The 17,041-nt window shown below is 72.9% G+C and carries 11 protein-coding genes and 1 pseudogene; 1 reads left to right on the top strand and 11 read right to left on the bottom strand.

Features of this window, described 5'->3' with window-relative positions; genetic code table 11:
* Nucleotides 1-24 precede the first annotated feature (24 nt).
* Nucleotides 25-2,735, bottom strand: a pseudogene (secA, locus tag FU792_RS04410) (preprotein translocase subunit SecA).
* A gap of 18 nt (nt 2,736-2,753) precedes the next feature.
* Here secA and FU792_RS04405 point away from each other — a divergent pair.
* Entirely contained in the window at nt 2,754-4,568 is a 1,815-nt protein-coding gene (locus FU792_RS04405) for a GNAT family N-acetyltransferase (protein ID WP_084485079.1), read from the top strand.
* A 9-nt stretch (nt 4,569-4,577) separates the two neighbouring features.
* Here FU792_RS04405 and FU792_RS04400 read toward each other — a convergent pair whose 3' ends face one another.
* From FU792_RS04400 to FU792_RS04355, 10 genes are all read right to left on the bottom strand, one after another.
* Nucleotides 4,578-5,792, bottom strand: a complete 1,215-nt coding sequence (locus FU792_RS04400; protein ID WP_022924168.1) for a DNA glycosylase AlkZ-like family protein — start codon at nt 5,790-5,792, stop codon at nt 4,578-4,580.
* A 101-nt stretch (nt 5,793-5,893) separates the two neighbouring features.
* Nucleotides 5,894-6,589 carry a ribosome hibernation-promoting factor, HPF/YfiA family gene (gene hpf, locus FU792_RS04395; RefSeq protein WP_022924169.1) on the bottom strand — a complete coding sequence of 232 codons (696 nt, stop codon included), beginning with the start codon at nt 6,587-6,589 and terminating at the stop codon, nt 5,894-5,896.
* A gap of 131 nt (nt 6,590-6,720) precedes the next feature.
* The gene (locus FU792_RS04390; RefSeq protein ID WP_022924170.1) at nt 6,721-7,452 is read right to left on the bottom strand and encodes a ComF family protein; all 732 of its coding nucleotides are present in this window, start codon (nt 7,450-7,452) and stop codon (nt 6,721-6,723) included.
* Nucleotides 7,453-7,498: 46 nt separating this feature from the next.
* Entirely contained in the window at nt 7,499-9,283 is a 1,785-nt protein-coding gene (locus FU792_RS04385; RefSeq protein WP_022924171.1) for an LpqB family beta-propeller domain-containing protein, read from the bottom strand.
* Nucleotides 9,280-10,887: an MtrAB system histidine kinase MtrB gene (mtrB, locus tag FU792_RS04380; RefSeq protein ID WP_052327755.1), complete on the bottom strand. Its 1,608-nt coding sequence runs from the start codon at nt 10,885-10,887 to the stop codon at nt 9,280-9,282. Before mtrB ends, FU792_RS04385 begins: the two co-directional genes overlap by 4 nt.
* 19 nt (nt 10,888-10,906) lie before the next feature.
* Nucleotides 10,907-11,584, bottom strand: coding sequence for an MtrAB system response regulator MtrA (mtrA, locus tag FU792_RS04375; protein WP_022924173.1), 678 nt, complete (start codon nt 11,582-11,584; stop codon nt 10,907-10,909).
* Nucleotides 11,585-11,618: 34 nt separating this feature from the next.
* A complete protein-coding gene (ahcY, locus tag FU792_RS04370) occupies nt 11,619-13,082 on the bottom strand; it encodes an adenosylhomocysteinase (RefSeq protein ID WP_237739992.1) in 1,464 nt (487 codons plus the stop codon).
* The gene (locus FU792_RS04365) at nt 13,067-14,521 is read right to left on the bottom strand and encodes a mycothione reductase (protein WP_478013396.1); all 1,455 of its coding nucleotides are present in this window, start codon (nt 14,519-14,521) and stop codon (nt 13,067-13,069) included. The genes ahcY and FU792_RS04365 overlap by 16 nt, the downstream gene beginning before the upstream one ends.
* 346 nt (nt 14,522-14,867) lie before the next feature.
* Nucleotides 14,868-16,118, bottom strand: a complete 1,251-nt coding sequence (locus FU792_RS04360) for a kynureninase (RefSeq protein ID WP_022924177.1) — start codon at nt 16,116-16,118, stop codon at nt 14,868-14,870.
* Complete coding sequence (locus FU792_RS04355) at nt 16,102-17,040, bottom strand: tryptophan 2,3-dioxygenase (RefSeq protein WP_052327770.1); 939 nt, start codon at nt 17,038-17,040, stop codon at nt 16,102-16,104. Before FU792_RS04355 ends, FU792_RS04360 begins: the two co-directional genes overlap by 17 nt.
* Between the last annotated feature and the right edge of the window lies 1 nt (nt 17,041).

Here is a 17,041-nt window from a genome sequence, read left to right as displayed (position 1 = left end):
TGACGCCCGGCTCCCCGTCCGGCGTCAGCGGCGCTGGCCCTGGGCGGCACGCCGCCGCTGGGCCCGATTGCCCGCCGCTGCCCCGGAGGCCGGCGCCTGGTCCCGGTGGCTGCCGTCGGCGCGCACGCTGCTCGTGCGCGCCTCGCCGTCCTCCGTGGGGGCCACGAAGGTCAGCGACTGCGGCTTCTGCGCCTGCTGGTCCCCGGAGGCCGCGACCTCGGCGAAGAAGAGGTAGCGCACGGACTCCTCCTTGATCGCCTCCATGACGGCCTGAAGAGCTGGTAGCCCTCGCGCTGGTACTCCACGAGGGGCTCGCGCTGAGCCATCGCCCGCAGTCCGATCCCCTCCTTGAGGTAGTCCATCTCGTAGAGGTGCTCGCGCCACTTGCGGTCCAGCACCTGGAGCACCACGCGCCGCTCCAGGTCACGCATCATCTCCTCGCCGAGCTCGGCCTCCCGGGCGTCGTAGGCGTGCTGCGCATCGCTGGTGAGCTCCTCGACGAGCAGGTCGGCGGTCACCGCGGCCCGGCCACCGGCCCGGGCGACGACGTCGTCGATCGTCAGCCCCACCGGGTAGACCTGGCCCAGCTCGGACCAGAGACCCTCCAGGTCGAGACCGTCCGCGAGACCGCTGCCGCCGGCGCTGGTGACGTAGTCGGCGACGACGTCGTTGACGAAGTGGCGCACCTGCTCGTGCAGGTCCTCCCCCTCCAGCACCCGCCGCCGCTCGGCGTAGATGACCTCGCGCTGCCGGTTGAGGACGTCGTCGTACTTCAGGACGTTCTTGCGGGTCTCGAAGTGCTGGGCCTCTACCTGGCTCTGGGCGCTGGCGATGGACCTCGAGACGATCCTGGACTCGATCGGGACGTCGTCCTGCATCCCCGAGGTGGACATAACCCGGTCGACCATCCCGGCGTTGAACATGCGCATCAGGTCGTCCTGCAGCGAGAGGTAGAAGCGGGACTCGCCGGGGTCGCCCTGCCGCCCGGCGCGCCCGCGCAGCTGGTTGTCGATCCGGCGGGACTCGTGCCGCTCCGTGCCCAGCACGTAGAGCCCGCCCAGACCGACGACCTCCTCGTGCTCGGCCTGGACCGAGGACTCGGCCTGCTCCAGGGTGCTGTCCCACGCCGCCTCGTAGTCCTCCGGCGTGTCGTGCGGGTCCAGGCCCCGCGCGTGCAGCGCCGCGACGGCACGGAACTCGGAGTTGCCCCCGAGCATGATGTCGGTGCCGCGGCCGGCCATGTTGGTGGACACCGTGACCGCACCCTTGCGTCCGGCCTCGGCCACGATCGAGGCCTCCCGCTCGTGGTGCTTGGCGTTGAGCACCTCGTGCTTGACGCCGCGCCGGCGGAGCTGGTCGGAGAGGTACTCCGACTTCGCCACCGAGGTCGTGCCCACCAGGACGGGCTGCCCGGCGCGGTGCCGCTCGACGATGTCGTCGACGACCGCGGCGAACTTCGCCTCCTCGGTGCGGTAGACCAGGTCCGAGCGGTCCGCGCGGATCATCGGCATGTTGGTGGGGATCGACAGGACGCCCACCTTGTAGATCTGGTGCAGCTCGGCGGCCTCGGTCTGCGCCGTCCCGGTCATCCCGGCGAGCTTGTCGTACATGCGGAAGTAGTTCTGCAGGGTGACCGTGGCCAGGGTCTGGTTCTCGTTCTTGATCTCCACCCCCTCCTTGGCCTCGATCGCCTGGTGCATGCCCTCGTTGTAGCGACGCCCGGGCAGGATGCGACCGGTGTGCTCGTCGACGATCATCACCGAGCCGTCCATGACGACGTAGTCCTTGTCGCGGGTGAAGAGCTCGCGCGCCTTGATGGCGTTGTTGAGGTAGCCGATCAGCGGGGTGTTGGCGGACTCGTAGAGGTTGTCGATCCCGAGGTAGTCCTCGACCTTCTCGATCCCGCGCTCGAGCACGCCGACCGTCTTCTTCTTCTCGTCCACCTCGTAGTCGCCGGTGGACTCGATCCCGCGCAGCGGGTCCGCGGCCTCTCCGCGCTCCAGCCGTCGGACCACCTTGGAGAACTCGGTGTACCACTTGGTCGCCTGGTCGGCCGGGCCCGAGATGATGAGCGGGGTCCGCGCCTCGTCGATGAGGATGGAGTCGACCTCGTCGACGATCGCGAAGTGGTGCTCCCGCTGGACGAGGTCCTTGAGGGCGGTCGCCATGTTGTCGCGCAGGTAGTCGAACCCGAACTCGTTGTTGGTGCCGTAGGTGATGTCCATGGCGTACTGCTCGCGCCGTTGCGCAGGCGTCATGGACGACAGGATGCAGCCGGTCTCGAGGCCGAGGGCCCGGTGCACCCGCCCCATCAGCTCGGACTGGTACTGCGCGAGGTAGTCGTTGGTCGTGATGACGTGCACGCCCTTGCCGGTGAGCGCGTTGAGATAGGACGGGAGCGTCGCGACGAGGGTCTTGCCCTCACCGGTGCGCATCTCCGCGACGTTGCCCTGGTGCATCGCGGCACCGCCCATGAGCTGCACGTCGAAGTGCCGCTTGCCGATCGTCCGCTTGCTGGCCTCCCGGACGGCGGCGAAGGCCTCGGGCAGGAGCTGGTCGAGGGTCTGGCCGTCGGCCAGCCGCGCCTTGAACCGCTCGGTCTCCTCGCGCAGCTCGGCGTCGGTCAGCTTCTCGAAGTCCTCCTCGAGCGCGTTGACCTGCTTGGCGACGGTCTCCAGCCGGCGCAGCGCGGACTTCTCCCCGGCGCGCAGGATCTTCTCGAAGAGGTTCGGCACGCATCTAGGCTAACGGGCATGGCTGAGGATGCCGCATCGACGGCAGGGCCGGTGCGCGACGGGGACGGGGTCCGGCTGGTGCCTCCCGGCCCGGAGCACGTCCGGATGCTCGTCGGGCTCGGGCAGGACGAGCTGGCGCGCCGGTGGGGCGACGCGGTCCCCGTCCGTGACGAGACGCAGGCCCGCGCCGCGGTGGCCGTCTCGTCGCAGGGCTGGGCGGAGCAGCGGCCGTGGACACCGCGCCGCTGGGTGGTCGAGACGCGCGCGGGCGACGACGGGTGGCAGGGCGCCGGCACCGTGGAGTACCGCCCCGACGGTCACGGCGGCGTCGAGGTCGGCTTCGCGGTCCACCCCGAGCACCGGGGACACGGGGTCGCCACCACAGCACTGGGTCTCGCGCTCGGGTATGCCTTCGAGCAGGACGGGGCGGCGTTGGCGCGGTGGCGCGCCGAGGTCGGCAACTGGGCCTCGCGCCGGGTCGCCTGGCGGCTCGGCTTCTCGGTGCCCCAGCGGGTGCGTGGCCTCATGCCCGGGTGGGGTGAGGACACCGGGCCCCGCGACGGCTGGATCGCGACGCTGGCGCGCGAGGAGCCGCGGCGACCGGCATACCCCTGGCTGCGGACCCCGGTCCTGCGGGGTGAGCGGGTCGTGCTGCGCCCGTGGCGCGAGGACGCCGACGACGCCGCGGCACTGCTGTCGGTGGACGACCTGGCGCGCAGCTTCGTCGGGCCGGTGCTGCCTCCGGCGACCCAGGAGGGGGTCGCGTCGTGGCTGGCCGCACAGCGCGAGGGTGCTGCCGGCGGCACCGGGCTGCGGTGGTGCATCGCCGACGCCGAGGACGACGCCGCGCTGGGCCTGATGTCGGTCTTCGGCCTGCGCAGCCCGTTCGAGATGGGGTGCGGGACCGTGGGCTACTGGCTGCTCCCCTCGGGGCGCGGCCGCGGCGCGGTGACCGAGGCGCTGACCCTGGCGAGCCGGTATGCCTTCGGCGAGCTCGGCCTGCACCGGCTCGCCGCCGACGCCGACGTCCGCAACGCCGCGTCGCACCGGGCACTGCTGCGCGCGGGCTTCCGCTGGGTCGCCACCGAGGCGCAGGCCTGCGTCTACACACAGGACGGCGAGCGGGAGGACAACGTGCGCTTCGAGCTCCTCGCCGACGCCGAGGTCCAGCAGGCTCCCCGCCCCGGACCCCCGGTGTCCGTGCTCGGGTCCGCGGGCGTGGACGGGACCGACGGGACCGGGGACCGTGGCATCCCCACGCTGCGGACGGACGGGCTGGTGCTGCGGCCCTGGCGGTCGGACCCGGGCGAGGCTGACCGGATGGTCGAGGCGGCGACCGACCCGGTCACCCGGCAGTACCTGCCCGAGCTGCCCGACCCCTACACCTCCGCCGAGGCGCTGGGCTTCATCGACCGTGCGCTGCTCGCGGCCCGCCGGGGCGAGCAGCTGACCTGGTGCGTGGCGGAGGAGGGCTCGGACGTCCCCCTCGGCAACGTCTCGTTGAGCGGGCTCGACCGCGGGACGCGCACCGCTGAGGTCGGCTACTGGGCCCACCCGCAGGCCCGCGGCCGGGGGGTCGTCACGCGCGCGGTCGCTGCGGTGCTGCGGCACGCCTTCGCGGCGGAGGAGTCGTCCGGTCTGGGGCTGCGCCGGGTCTTCCTCCGGGCGGCCGCGAGCAACGTCGCGAGCCAGCGCGTCGCCCGGACCGTGGGGATGCGCGAGGTGGGCCGGGACCGCCTGGCCGAGACGCTGCGGGACGACACGGTGGAGGACATGGTGCGCTTCGACCGGCTGGCCGAGGACGACGAGCCGTCGGCACCGACCGACCGCTGAGGACCGCCCTCAGGCTGGCAGGTCGACCCGACCCAGTGCCAGCCACCCGGCCATCGCCTCGAGCTCGGCGAGCAACCGCGGCGCGGCCCGGGCGACGTCGGCGCCGGGCTCCCAGTGGACCGCCCTGGCGACCAGCGCGCCGGCCTCCCGGTCGGCCTTGAGGTCCACCCGCCCGACGAGCTCCTCGTCGAGGAGGAAGGGCAGCACGTAGTAGCCGTGAACCCGCTGCGGCGCGGGCACGTAGATCTCCAGCCGGTAGCGGAACCCCCAGAGCTGCTCCACCCGTTCCCGCTGCCAGACCAGGGAGTCGAACGGGCTGAGCAGCGCCGCCCCCTCCACCCGGCGCGGCCGGCGGGCCTGCGGGTCCAGCCACACCGGACGGTCCCAGCCGCGGACCGTCACCCGCTCCGCCTCCCCCGCGAGCTCCAGCCGCTCCAGCGCGGTCGCGACGAGCGGTCCCCGGACCCGGAAGTAGTCACCCAGGCAGCGCTGGCTGCCCAGCCCGTGTGCGCGCAGCGACATCCGCAGCAGCTCGGTGACCGACTCCAGCTCCTCCGGTGCCTGCGGCCCGCCGGGTGCGCGGAGCAGGACCTCCGGCGGCAGCACGCGCTGCGGCTCGGCATACCAGCGCTCGAACTGGCTGCTGCGCCCCGCGCTGGTCACCTCACCGGTCTCGAAGAGGCACTCCAGGGAGGTCTTGACCGCCGACCAGTTCCACCCCCAGTGGTCGGTGCGCCGCGTCGCTCCGTGCGGCAGGTGGACCTCGACCTCCCTCGCGGTGAGCGGACCGTGCTCCCGGACCACGGCCTGGACCGCGTCGAGCAGCCCGGGGTGCTGGCGCTCCAGGTCCGCGCGCCAGGCCAGGGTCCGCGGGCGGCGCATCCGGAAGCCGAGGTGGGGCCACGTGTCCAGCCCGACCAGCGAGGCTTCGTGCGCCCAGTACTCCACCATCCGCCGGCCGGCACGGGCCCGGCCGCGCACCCCGGACCCGTCACGCAGCCGGTCGAGCAGGGTCTGGTCGTAGGGGCCGAGGCGAGAGAAGAACGGCAGGTAGTGGCTGCGCGTGAGCGCGTTGACGCTGTCGATCTGGACGACGCCCAGTCGGTCCAGCACGCCGCTCAGCTGCCGGGTCCCGGGCTCGCTCGGGCGTGGTCGGCCGAAGCCCTGTGCCGCGAGCGCGATGCGCCGCGCCTGGGCGGGGGAGAGTGTCAGCACGGTGCTCACCCTGCCACGGTGCACCGACGGGCCCGGCCCGGGTCGTTGTCGTCGTCGGGACCCGGGCCGGTGCGGGGGTCACGCGCAGCGGCGCGTCGACCCGGCCGCCATCAGGAGGCGACCACCTCGGCGGCTGGCTGCTCCGAGGCGTCCCCGGGGTCGGCGTCCGCGTGGTCCAGCCGCAGCACGCCGTAGGACCAGCCCCTGCGGCGGTAGACCACGCTGGGCCGGTCGGCGTCGGCGTCGTGGAAGAGGAAGAACTCGTGGCCGACCAGCTCCATCTGGGACAGCGCCTCGCCGACGGTCATGGGCGGTGAGGAGTGCACCTTCTCCCGGATCTCGATCGGGCTGTTGCCCTGGGTCTGCAGCGCCTCGTCTACCGCCTCCTCCGGGTCCCGGGGGGCGTCGGGTGCGCTCGACCCGTTCGCGCGGTCGGCCAGCGGCTCGGTGGGGAGCCCGAAGGTCGCCTCGGCCACCGACGGGAGCCGGTGCTTGCCGGTGTGCGAGACCCGCCGCTTGTCGTGGATCCGGCGCAGCCGCTCGGTCAGCTTGCCCATCGCGAGGTCGAGGGCGGCATACTCCTCGTCGGCCGCGGCCTCGGCGCGGACCACGGTCCGGTGCACGTAGCAGGTGATCTCGCAGCGCTCGGCCTCCTTGGCCTGGCGCGGGTTGGCCTCGTGCGTGAGCACCACCTCGGTGCGCCGGACGCGGGGGGCCAGCTGCTGGATCTTGTCGAGCTTGTCCTCGATGTGGCGGCGGAAGCGCTCCGGGACATCTCTCTTGCGACCGGTCACGGTGAGTTCCATCAAAGTCCTCCATGCAAGACGGTGTGATGCGGGGTATGGCGTCGGCTGCGGCGCCTGCTCTCGTCCGGCCTCACCCCCTCACGTCTGCTCGCGAGGTGCTCCATGGACCCACACTAGTCCGCCGTCCGCGTTCACGGTAGAGGGTGCTCGGCACGGTCCCGCTCGGCGCCGTGACGGCTCGTCGCGGCGACCGTCGCCGCCACCACCGGACCCGCACCGCCCGCGGCCAGCGCGCGGGCGCAGTCGGTCAGCGTGGCACCGGTCGTCACGATGTCGTCCACCACGACGCAGGGCAGGCCCGCCAGCCGCGCCGCGGCACGGGGCGCCAGGTCGACGGCCCCGGCGAGGTTGCGCGCCCGCTCGGCCGCCGACAGTCCGGCCTGGTCCCGCACCCGCCGGCGCAGGACCAGCCCCGGCACGACGGCAGCCGGACCGGCGGCGGCCCGGGCGAGGTCCCCCACCGGTGAGCGACCGCGCGCGCGGGTGCTGCGGCGGGAGGAGGGCGCGGGGAGCACGGCCACGGGGCGGCCGACGGCGACGGCGGCGCGATGCTCCGGCGACGCCGCGATCGCCGCCCGGAGGGACCGGCGCAGGATCTGCGCCAGCGCACCGGTCGCGGCGACGCGGTCCTGCTCCTTCCACGCGACGAGGCCGGCACGCACGACGCCGGAGTAGTCCGGGCCGGTCCACGTCGGGGGGAAGCCCGCAGGACAGGGCGTGGGGCGCCAGGGTCGCGGCGGCACGCTCAACAGGCTCTCGCAGGCCCCGCACCAGACGGACCCCTCCGCAGCGCAGCCCGCGCAGTCCTGCGGGGCGAGGAGGTCGAGCAGGGCACGCAGGTCGACACCCGGGCGCCACGGCATACCCGAGCCTGGCACGCACAGAGGGCCGGTGACGCCCGTCCACAGGTCAGCCGCCCGGCACCACGACCTGGTCGGCGTTGCGCACCGGCTGCCAGCCGCTCTGGCCCTCCGGGACGTAGACCCCGCCGTCCCGGGTGCGTGCGACCACGTCGACACCGGTCGCGCCGGGCACCGGCACCGCGTCCACCAGGCCGGGGAGCTCGCCCAGCGGTTCCAGCCAGCCGCCCAGCGGCAACCGGAAGGGGTGAGGTCCGGCGTCCGTCGCGCGCTGCCCGACGAGCAGGACCTCACCGGCGCCGCTCCAGCGGGCCGAGGTGACGTCCTCCAGCTGGGCGGCGACCGGGGCAGGTTCGGTCAGTCCGACGGGGCGGCCCTGACCGTCGCGGACGATGCCGCTGAGGACGAGCCGGTGGGGTCCCTGCTCCTCCTGCCCGTCCTGGTCGACCTGCTCCAGGACGACCAGCGCGCGGCTGCCGTCGGGCGAGATCGACAGGCCGTGCACCCGGTCGTCGTCGGCGAGCCAGGGCGTCTCCACCGGACGGGCCACCCCGTCGAGGTCCGCGCGGTCCACGACCCAGATGCGCGGGGTCTGGCTGCTGCGCTGCAGGCCGCCCAGCCAGAAGGCCTCGTCGCTGTCGACCGCCGGGGTCGTCAGCTCGTCCCCGATCCCGGCGTTGGTGTGCACCTCCTCCCCGCGCCACCGGCGGAAGGAACTGCCGTCGGTCGACACGGCGGTCAGGTCCTCCAGGTCCGCCGAGGCGGCGATCCCGGTCCAGTCCAGCCCGACCGTGGGGAGCCGGTCCTCACCCGTGGAGGGCAGGTCCCGCAGCGCGTACTGCGCCGGGTCGACCCCGGTGAGCTCCTCGCCCACGCGCAGCAGGACCTGGTCGGTCGACTGCTCGAGCTCGGCGTAGGGCAGCTGCGTCGCGCCGGTGATCGCGCCCTCGACCCCCTCCAGCGTCAACGGCTGACCGGCCACCTGGACCTCGACCCCGGCCACGGACGTCAGCCCCAGCAGGCTGTGCGCGAGCTGGCTGCTCAGGTCCGCGGCCAGCGTGTCGTCCTGCGCCAGCGTGGCGCCCCGCAGGTTGACCGTCGCGACGAGCGTCGAGGGGTCCACCGGCACCGCCGGGGTGGCCAGCCGCAGTCCCTCCTGCGCCCCGGTGCGGACCGCGCCCTCGAGGTGCGCGGGCAGCGGGGCGAGCTGCGCGCGGGTGACGGCCGTCGGCAGGCCGTCGCTGTCGGGCAGCCACCGCAGCTCGGGGACGAAGAGGTCCCGCTGCGGGTTGAGGTAGGAGATCGTGGTCGGCCGGAAGGCCCGCGCGAACTCGGTGTCGGACAGCCACAGCCTGGCGTCGTCGGGGAAGGCGCTGATCCGGGGCTCCCCGTCCACCCGCGTGAGCCCGAAGGTCACCGTGGTGGTCCGCGGGGCGAGCTCGGTGAGCCGCCCCTGCTCGTTCACCCGGCCCACGGCCAGCATCTCGACGCTCACCTCGCCCTCCCCCGTCCGGGTGAGGGTGAGGCCGCCCCCGCCGTCGTAGACGATCACGTCCGAGGTGGGCACCCAGTCGCTGGCGAGCTCGTCGGTGAGGTAGGTGCGCGACACGTCGTCGTCGCTGGCAAAGCCCTCCCCCGCGCGCAGGAAGCCCTGGACGATCTCCATCTCGGAGTCCCCGGCCTCGGCGGGCGGGAGGAAGCGCTCCACCTGCCGCTCGGACTGCTGCGACACGGCGAGACCGGGGCGGGGGTCGGGGGTCATCGGCAGCTGCCCGGAGCAGCCGGCCAGGGTGAGCACCGAGGCCGCCGCGAGCAGCGCGGCCGGTCGGGTCATGAGTCGTCCTCCCTCGTGTCCAGGGCCAGCACCACGGCCGGGACCTCCGCGTCGGTCGCCGCCGAGCCCGTCGACGGCACCGGCGAGGGCTCCTCCGCGATGACGTGGGTATGCGTCCGCGGCAGCAGCAGGCGGAAGCAGGCGCCCTGCCCGGGCTCGCTGCCGACCTGCAGCCAGCCGCCGTGCACGCGGGCGTCCTCCAGGGCGATGGCCAGCCCGAGGCCCGTCCCACCCGTGGTGCGCGTGCGCGCCGGGTCGGCGCGCCAGAAGCGGTCGAAGACCTGGCGTCGTTGCTCCTCGTCCATGCCGATCCCGTGGTCCCGCACGGAGATCGACGCGACCTGCGGGGTCACCGCCACGGTGACGTCCACCGGCCGCCCCTCGCCGTGCTCGACCGCGTTGGTGAGGAGGTTACGCAGGACGCGGGAGACGCGACGTCCGTCCATGCATACCTCGACCCGCTCCTGCGGCAGGTGCAGCCGCAGCGAGGTCCCGAGGTTGTCCGCGAGGGTCCGCACCCCGTCGACCGCGGCCCGGACGGTGGGCACGATGTCCTCCTCGTGGCGCTCGACAGTGACCGCCCCGGAGTCGAACCTGCTGATCTCCAGCAGCTCGGCGAGGAGGTCCTCGAAGCGGTCCATCTCCTGGTCCAGGAGCTCGGCCGAGCGGGCGACGGGGGCGGTGAAGTCCTCCCGCGAGGCGTGCAGGACGTCCCCGGCCATCCGCATCGTCGTCAGCGGCGTGCGCAGCTCGTGGGAGACGTCGGAGACGAAGCGCTGCTGCAGCTGGGAGAGTGAGCGCAGCTCGCGGATCTGGTGCTGGATGGAGTCAGCCATGGTGTTGAAGGACGTCGCGAGCTGGGCGATCTCGTCGTTGCCGACCACCGGCAGCCGCTCGTCGAGGTGACCCAGCGCCACCTCCTGCGACGCCTTGGCGACCTCCTCCACCGGTCGGGTGACCATCCTGGTCGCGAGCAGGGCGAGCCCCACGACCAGGGCGACCAGACCGAGCCCGCCGAGCAGGAAGAGCTGGCGCACGAGGTTTAGCGTCTCCTGCTCGCGCAGCAACGGGTAGACGAGCACCAGGTCGTAGGGGCCGGCGCGCAGCAGCGACACCCGTGACCCGACGACGACGGCCGCCGCCCGCTCCTCCCCCTCCTCGAGGGAGACGGGCACCACGACGACCTGCTGGTTGGCCGGGTCGGCGTCGATCGCCTCCTGCAGCGAGGCCGGGATGTCCTCGGCCGCGACACCGGTCGCCATCCGCTCGACGACGCCCCGCTCGTTGCCGAGGGCCGGGAGGAGCTGCACCCGGCGGCCGTCCTCGGCCGACGGACCGCTCATCGACTGGATCTGCTCCTCGGCCAGTCCGCGCAGCCCGCTGTCGTCCCGCCGGTCGGTGGAGTCGAAGGCCCGCTGCGCCGTGGCCACCTGCTGGGACGCGTCCCGCTGGGCGCTGGCGATCGCCTGGTCCACCAGGCCCCGTGCGACCTGCTGGTAGAGCACGCTCCCGAGCAGCACCGCGAGCAGTGAGCCGAGGAGCACCGTGGAGGTGACCACCCGGGCCCGCAGCGAGCCACGCCACCACTGCAGCAGCCGCCGCACCGCGGGCTGCTGCGGCGCCTCAGGGGTGTCCGGCCTTGTACCCGACGCCACGCACCGTCACCACGATCTGGGGGTTCTCCGGGTCCTTCTCGATCTTGCTGCGCAGCCGCTGGACGTGGACGTTGACCAGCCGCGTGTCCCCGGCGTGCCGGTACCCCCACACCTGCTCCAGGAGCGACTCCCGGTCGAAGACCTGGCTCGGCTTGCTGGCCAGCGCGACGAGCAGGTCGAACTCCAACGGGGTCAGCGGGATCTGCTCGCCGCCGCGGGTCACCTCGTGCCCCGCGACGTCGATGAGCACGTCGCCGACCTGCAGGCGGGTGTCGTCGCCGCTCTCGGACCGGCGCAGCCGGGCCCGGAGCCGGGCCAGCAGCTCCTGCGGCTTGAACGGCTTGACGACGTAGTCGTCGGCCCCCGCCTCCAGGCCGAGCACGACGTCCTTGGTGTCGGTGCGGGCGGTGAGCATGACCACCGGCACGCCGGACTCGGCGCGCAGCTCATGGCATACCTCGATGCCGTCCTTCGACGGGAGCATGACGTCGAGGAGCACCAGGTCGGGCCGGAACTCGCGGAACATCGGCATGGCCCGGCCACCGTCGCCGCAGGTGGCCACCTCGTAGCCCTCCTTGCGCAGCACGATGCCCAGCATCTCGGCCAGCGCCTGGTCGTCGTCGACCACGAGTACTCGAGCGCTCACGGGTTCCTCCTGCTTCCCTGCCCCTGCGCGGGGATCAGTAGCGGTAGTGCTCAGGCTTGTAGGGGCCGGCCACGTCGACCCCCAGGTAGGCAGCCTGCTCCTTGGTCAGCTCGGTGAGGTCGGCGGCGACCGAGGTCAGGTGCAGCCGCGCGACCTCCTCGTCCAGCTCCTTGCGCAGCGTGTGCACACCGAGCGGGTAGTCCTCGATCCGGGTGTGCAGCTCGACCTGGGCCATCACCTGGTTGGCGAAGCTGGTCGACATGACGAAGCTGGGGTGGCCGGTCGCGTTGCCCAGGTTGAGCAGCCGCCCCTCGGACAGGACGATGATCGAGCGGCCCTCCACGGTGGACCACTCGTGGACCTGCGGCTTGATCTCGACCCGGCGGACGTCGGGCACCCGGGCCAGGCCCGCCATGTCGATCTCGTTGTCGAAGTGCCCGATGTTGCCCAGGACCGCCTTGTCCTTCATCGACATCATGTGGTCCACGGTGACGACGTCCTTGCAGCCGGTCGCGGTGATCACGAAGTCGGCGCTGCCGACGACGTCCTCCAACCGGGCCACCTGGTAGCCGTCCATCGCGGCCTGCAGCGCGCAGATCGGGTCGATCTCGGTGACGATGACGCGGGCGCCCTGCCCCCGCAGCGCCTCCGCGCAGCCCTTGCCGACGTCGCCGTAGCCGCAGACGACGGCGACCTTGCCGCCGATGAGCACGTCGGTGGCCCGGTTGAGGCCGTCGATCAGGCTGTGCCGGCAGCCGTAGGTGTTGTCGAACTTGCTCTTGGTGACCGAGTCGTTGACGTTGATCGCCGGGAAGAGCAGCTCACCGGCCTCGTGCAGCTGGTAGAGCCGGTGCACCCCGGTGGTGGTCTCCTCGGAGACTCCGCCGACGCCCTCGGCGACCCGGGTCCACCGGGTGGGGTCCTGGGCCATCGTGGCGCGGACGGTCTCCAGGATGACCTTCCACTCCTCGGGGTCCTCCTCCTCGGCACCCGGCACCGCTCCCTGCCGCTCCCACTCACGTCCCTTGAGCACCAGCAGCGTCGCGTCGCCGCCGTCGTCGAGGATGAGGGTGGGGCCGGTCTCTCCGGGCCACTCCATGATCCGGGTCGTGCACCACCAGTACTCCTCCAGCGTCTCGCCCTTCCAGGCGAAGACCGGGACGCCCCGGGGCTGCTCGGGCGTGCCTTCCGGACCGACGACGACCGCGGCGGCGGCCTCGTCCTGGGTGGAGAAGATGTTGCAGGAGGCCCAGCGGACGTCCGCGCCGAGCGCGACGAGGGTCTCGATGAGCACGGCGGTCTGGACGGTCATGTGCAGCGAGCCGGCGATCCGGGCGCCCGCCAGCGGCTGGTCGCGGGAGAACCGCTCGCGCAGCGCCATCAGGCCGGGCATCTCGTGCTCGGCCAGGCGTATCTGGTGGCGGCCCTGCTCGGCGAGCGACAGGTCGCGGACCTGGTGCTCCAGCTCCGTGCCGGTGGTCGTCATCGTGTCGGGCATGCCCGCCATGCTACGTGGCGTCCCCGACGTCGCCGGGGACGGTGAGCCCGAGCAGCGCGTTCTCCAGGACCTCGGAGAGCGCGGGGTGGATCCAGTACTGCCCCCGCGCCAGCTCGTGCGCGGTGACGTCGGGGCCCAGGCTGAGGGCCTGGATGGCGGGCTGGACGAGGGTGCTCGCGTGGGCCCCGAGGCAGTGGACGCCGAGCAGCCGGCCGGTGGCGGCGTCGCCGACCGCCTTGAGGATGCCGGTCGTGTCCTCCATCGCCCAGCCGTAGGCGGTGTCGCCGTAGCGCTGCACCTTGGTCGTGACGTCGTAGCCCTGCTCCCGCCTCCTCCTCGCTCAGGCCGACCGTCGCCACCTGCGGGTGACTGAAGATGGCGGCGGGCACGAAGCGGTGGTCGAAGGGCCGTAGCTCGTCCGGGTGCGCCAGGTTGTGCGCGACGACCCGCGCCTCGTGGTTGGCGACGTGCTTGAGCTGGTGCTCGGACGAGGCGTCCCCGAGCGACCACACACCGGTCACGTCGGTGCGACCGAAGCGGTCCACGACGACCCTCCCGTCGTCGTGGGTCCGCACGGCCGTGCGCTCCAGCCCGAGGTCGTCGGTGTTGGGCGCGCGTCCGGTGGCCACGAGGAGCGTGTCACCGGTCACGACCGAGCCGTCGGAGAGGCGCAGCTCGATGCCGGCCTCGTCCTGCCGGGCGTCGACGGCCTCCACCCCGGTGCGGACGTCCCACTGGGCGCGGGCCAGGTCGGTGTAGGCCACCGCGATCTCGCGGTCCAGCACCCGCAGCAGCCCGTCGCTGCGGTTGACGATGGTCACCGCGACACCCAGGGCGGAGAAGATATGCGCGAACTCCGCGGCGATGACACCGCCGCCGAGGACGACCAGGCGCGCGGGCAGCTCCTCGAGGCGCATGACCGTGTCGGAGGTCTCGAAGGGCACGCCGGAGGCCCGGATGACCTCCGGCACCACCGGGCTCGCACCGGTGGCGATGACGATCTGCTCACCGCTGATCCGGTGCACCGACCCGAGCGCGTGCTCGCCGCCGTCATGGGTGATCTCCACCTCGAGCTCGTGGTCCCCCACGAAGCGGGCGTGGCCGAGGTAGGCCTCGGTGTGCTCGCCGGTGACCCGGTAGTCCCGGCCGCCGTCGCTGATGGGGTCGATCCGCCCGAAGACGCGGTCGCGGATGTCGGCCCACCGGACCTGGTCCAGCGTCGCGTCGATCCCGAAGCGGGCGGCGTCGCGGATGGTCGTGGCGACCTCGGCGGCATACACGAACATCTTGGTGGGGATGCAGCCCACGTTGAGGCAGGTGCCGCCGAAGACGCCCCCCTCGACGATCGCGATGCGTCGCCCCTGCAGCTCCGGCGTCACGAGCGAGTTGCCCGAGCCCGTGCCGATGATGACCAGGTCGTAGTGGGAGGTGTCGCTCACCCGACCAGCGTAGATCGCCGAGGGAGGACGTCGACCCAGGGTCCTGCTCTCGTACATGTGTTCGAGTATGATGAAGCTGCCAGCTCGTCGCAGGGGCAGCGCCACCACCGGCTCAAGACCCTCGGCCTCGCCACCGCCAGCATCAACCGGCTCCGCGACCTGATGTGGACGACTCTGCTCGACCGCACCACCACGACCCGCACCCACGACTACCGGCACTACCAGGCACCCCCACCCCGTCGCGACGGCCGGGACCACCGGGCGGGGGACACCTCTGCCCGTCAGGCGCCCGATCCTGACGGCCAGCGCGACCCTTCTGACGGGCACCCAACGGACGTGCCAGGGCTCAGCGCTGCAGCTCCTCCAGGATCGCCGCGAGCCCGTCCCACACCTCGACGAAGGTGGTGGACAGCGGGGACAGCCCCAGGCGCAGGCCGTCCGGGGAGCGGAAGTCGGGAATCACCCCGCGATCCCACAGCCGGGGGTAGATCTCCTCGAAGGCCGGGTGGCGCAGCGTCAGGTGGCCCCCGCGACGGGCGTGCTCGCGCGGGCTGGCGACCACCACCCCCAGCTCCTCCGGCCAGCTCTCCACCACGGACCAGGCGAGGTCGGTGAGCGCCAGACTCTTGGCCCGGACCGCCTCGATGCCGGCCTCGGCCAGCATCTGCGCGCCCAGCCGCACCGGCACCATCCCCACGATCGGCGGGGTGCCGCTCACGAGTGCCCGGATGCCGGCAGCCGGCTGGTAGCCCTGCTCCATGAGGAAGGGATCACGGCGGCCCATCCACCCCTGGATCGGCTGCTGCAGCGTCGCCAGGTCGTGGTGGCGCCGGGCCAGGTAGGCGTGCGCCGGTGCCCCCGGCCCGCCGTTGAGGTACTTGTAGTCGCACCCCACGGCCGCGTCCCACCCCCACGCGTCAGCGCGCACCGGCACGGACCCGGCGCTGTGGCAGGTGTCCCAGAGCACCAGCGCCCCGGCCTCGTGGGCCACCCGGGTGATGGCCTCGGCATCGGCGACGAAGCCGGACCGGTAGGCCACGTGCGAGACGAGGACCACACCGGCGCGCTCCCCCACGACCTCTCGGACCTGGCCCTCGCGCACCCCCGACGCCGGGTCGGCGTCGATCCACCGCAGCGTCAGACCACGCTCCGCCGCGATCCCCTCGGCGACGTAACGGTCGGTCGGGAAGTTGTCGGTGTCGAGCACCAGCTCGGTGCGCCCCGGGTCGACGGCGAGCTGGTGGTCGACGAGGGCGCGAAGCACCTTGTAGAGCAGCACCGTGGTCGAGTCGGCGACCACGGTCTGGCCGGGGCCCGCCCCCAGCGCGGCGGACCCGACCAGATCCCCGACCTGCTCGGGCCACCCCATCCAGCCCTCGTCCCAGGACCGGATGAGGCGCGTGCCCCACTCGTCCCGGACGAAGGAGGCCATCGCCTCCGCGGCCCCCGCCACCGGTCGCCCCAGCGAGTTGCCGTCGAAGTAGGCCACCACACCGTCGGCGCGCTCGAAGCGCTCGGCATAGGCGGCCAGCGGGTCCTGGTCGTCCAGCCGTGCGGCCCTCTCCCGCGACGGTGCCTGCTCAGCCACGTCCGTCACCCCCGTGGTAGCCCTCCGGCGTGACGTCCTGGATGGCCGAGCGCACGTCGTAGAGCTCGGGGAAGAACGTCAGCTCCAGCGCCCGGCGGAGGAAGGGGACACCGCTGGATCCCCCGGAGCCCCGCTTGCTCCCGATGATGCGCTCCACCGTCTTGAGGTGACGGAAGCGCCATACCTGGAAGTTGTCCTCGAGATCCACCAGCTCCTCGGCCGTCTCGTACTCCGCCCAGTGCTCCTGCGGGTCGGCGTAGATCCGGCTGAGGGCCGCCACGACCCCCTCGTGCGCCCGGTACGGCTCGGACACGTCCCGGGTCAGCACCTCCTGCGGGACGGGGTGCCCGCGGCGCGCCAGCCAGGCGAGCACCTCGTCGTAGAGGCTGGGCTCGTGCAGCAGCCGCTCCAGCTCGGCGTGCTGCTCCTCGTCGTGGGCGAAGACCGGCAGCATCGCCGCGTTCTTGTTGCCGAGCATGAACTCGACGGCGCGGTACTGCCAGCTCTGGAACCCGGATCCGGTGGCGAGGAAGGCCCGGAACTGCGCGTACTCGCTGGGCGTGAGCGTGGCCAGGACCGACCACTGCTCGGTCATGGAGGCCTGGATGTGCTTCACCCGGGCGATGCGCTTGAGCGCCTGCCGGTGGTCGTCGGCCGCCAGCAAGGACCGAGCACTGGTCAGCTCGTGGATGACCAGGCGCAGCCAGAGCTCGGTCGTCTGGTGCTGGATGATGAAGAGCAGCTCGTCGTGCTGCGGCGGGGTCGCCCGAGGGTGCTGGGCCGAGAGCAGGGTCGGCAGGTCGAGGTAGGCGCCGTAGGACAGGTTCTGCCCGAAGTCGCGCTCGATCCCCTCCTCGAGGTCGCGTCGGGAGCGGGTATGCCGGGTGATCGGGTCGAGATCGGGCCCGGCGTCGTCGGTGCTTCCCGGCATC

It is taken from the genome of Serinicoccus marinus DSM 15273, assembly GCF_008386315.1.
In the GTDB taxonomy this organism is placed as follows: Bacteria; Actinomycetota; Actinomycetes; order Actinomycetales; family Dermatophilaceae; genus Ornithinicoccus; species Ornithinicoccus marinus.
The sequence above is the reverse complement of the archived record's forward strand: the minus strand, read 5'-3'. Positions and strand labels throughout refer to the sequence as shown.

What these genes read in the sequence shown, in the direction of transcription:
- FU792_RS04355 (WP_052327770.1), bottom strand. Translation starts at nt 17,040, where the DNA reads ATGCCGGGAAGCACCGACGACGCCGGGCCCGATCTCGACCCGATCACC.
- FU792_RS04390 (WP_022924170.1), bottom strand. Translation starts at nt 7,452, where the DNA reads ATGCCGTGGCGCCCGGGTGTCGACCTGCGTGCCCTGCTCGACCTCCTC.
- hpf (WP_022924169.1), bottom strand. Translation starts at nt 6,589, where the DNA reads ATGGAACTCACCGTGACCGGTCGCAAGAGAGATGTCCCGGAGCGCTTC.
- FU792_RS04385 (WP_022924171.1), bottom strand. Translation starts at nt 9,283, where the DNA reads ATGACCCGACCGGCCGCGCTGCTCGCGGCGGCCTCGGTGCTCACCCTG.
- ahcY (WP_237739992.1), bottom strand. Translation starts at nt 13,082, where the DNA reads ATGCCCGACACGATGACGACCACCGGCACGGAGCTGGAGCACCAGGTC.
- FU792_RS04405 (WP_084485079.1), top strand. Translation starts at nt 2,754, where the DNA reads ATGGCTGAGGATGCCGCATCGACGGCAGGGCCGGTGCGCGACGGGGAC.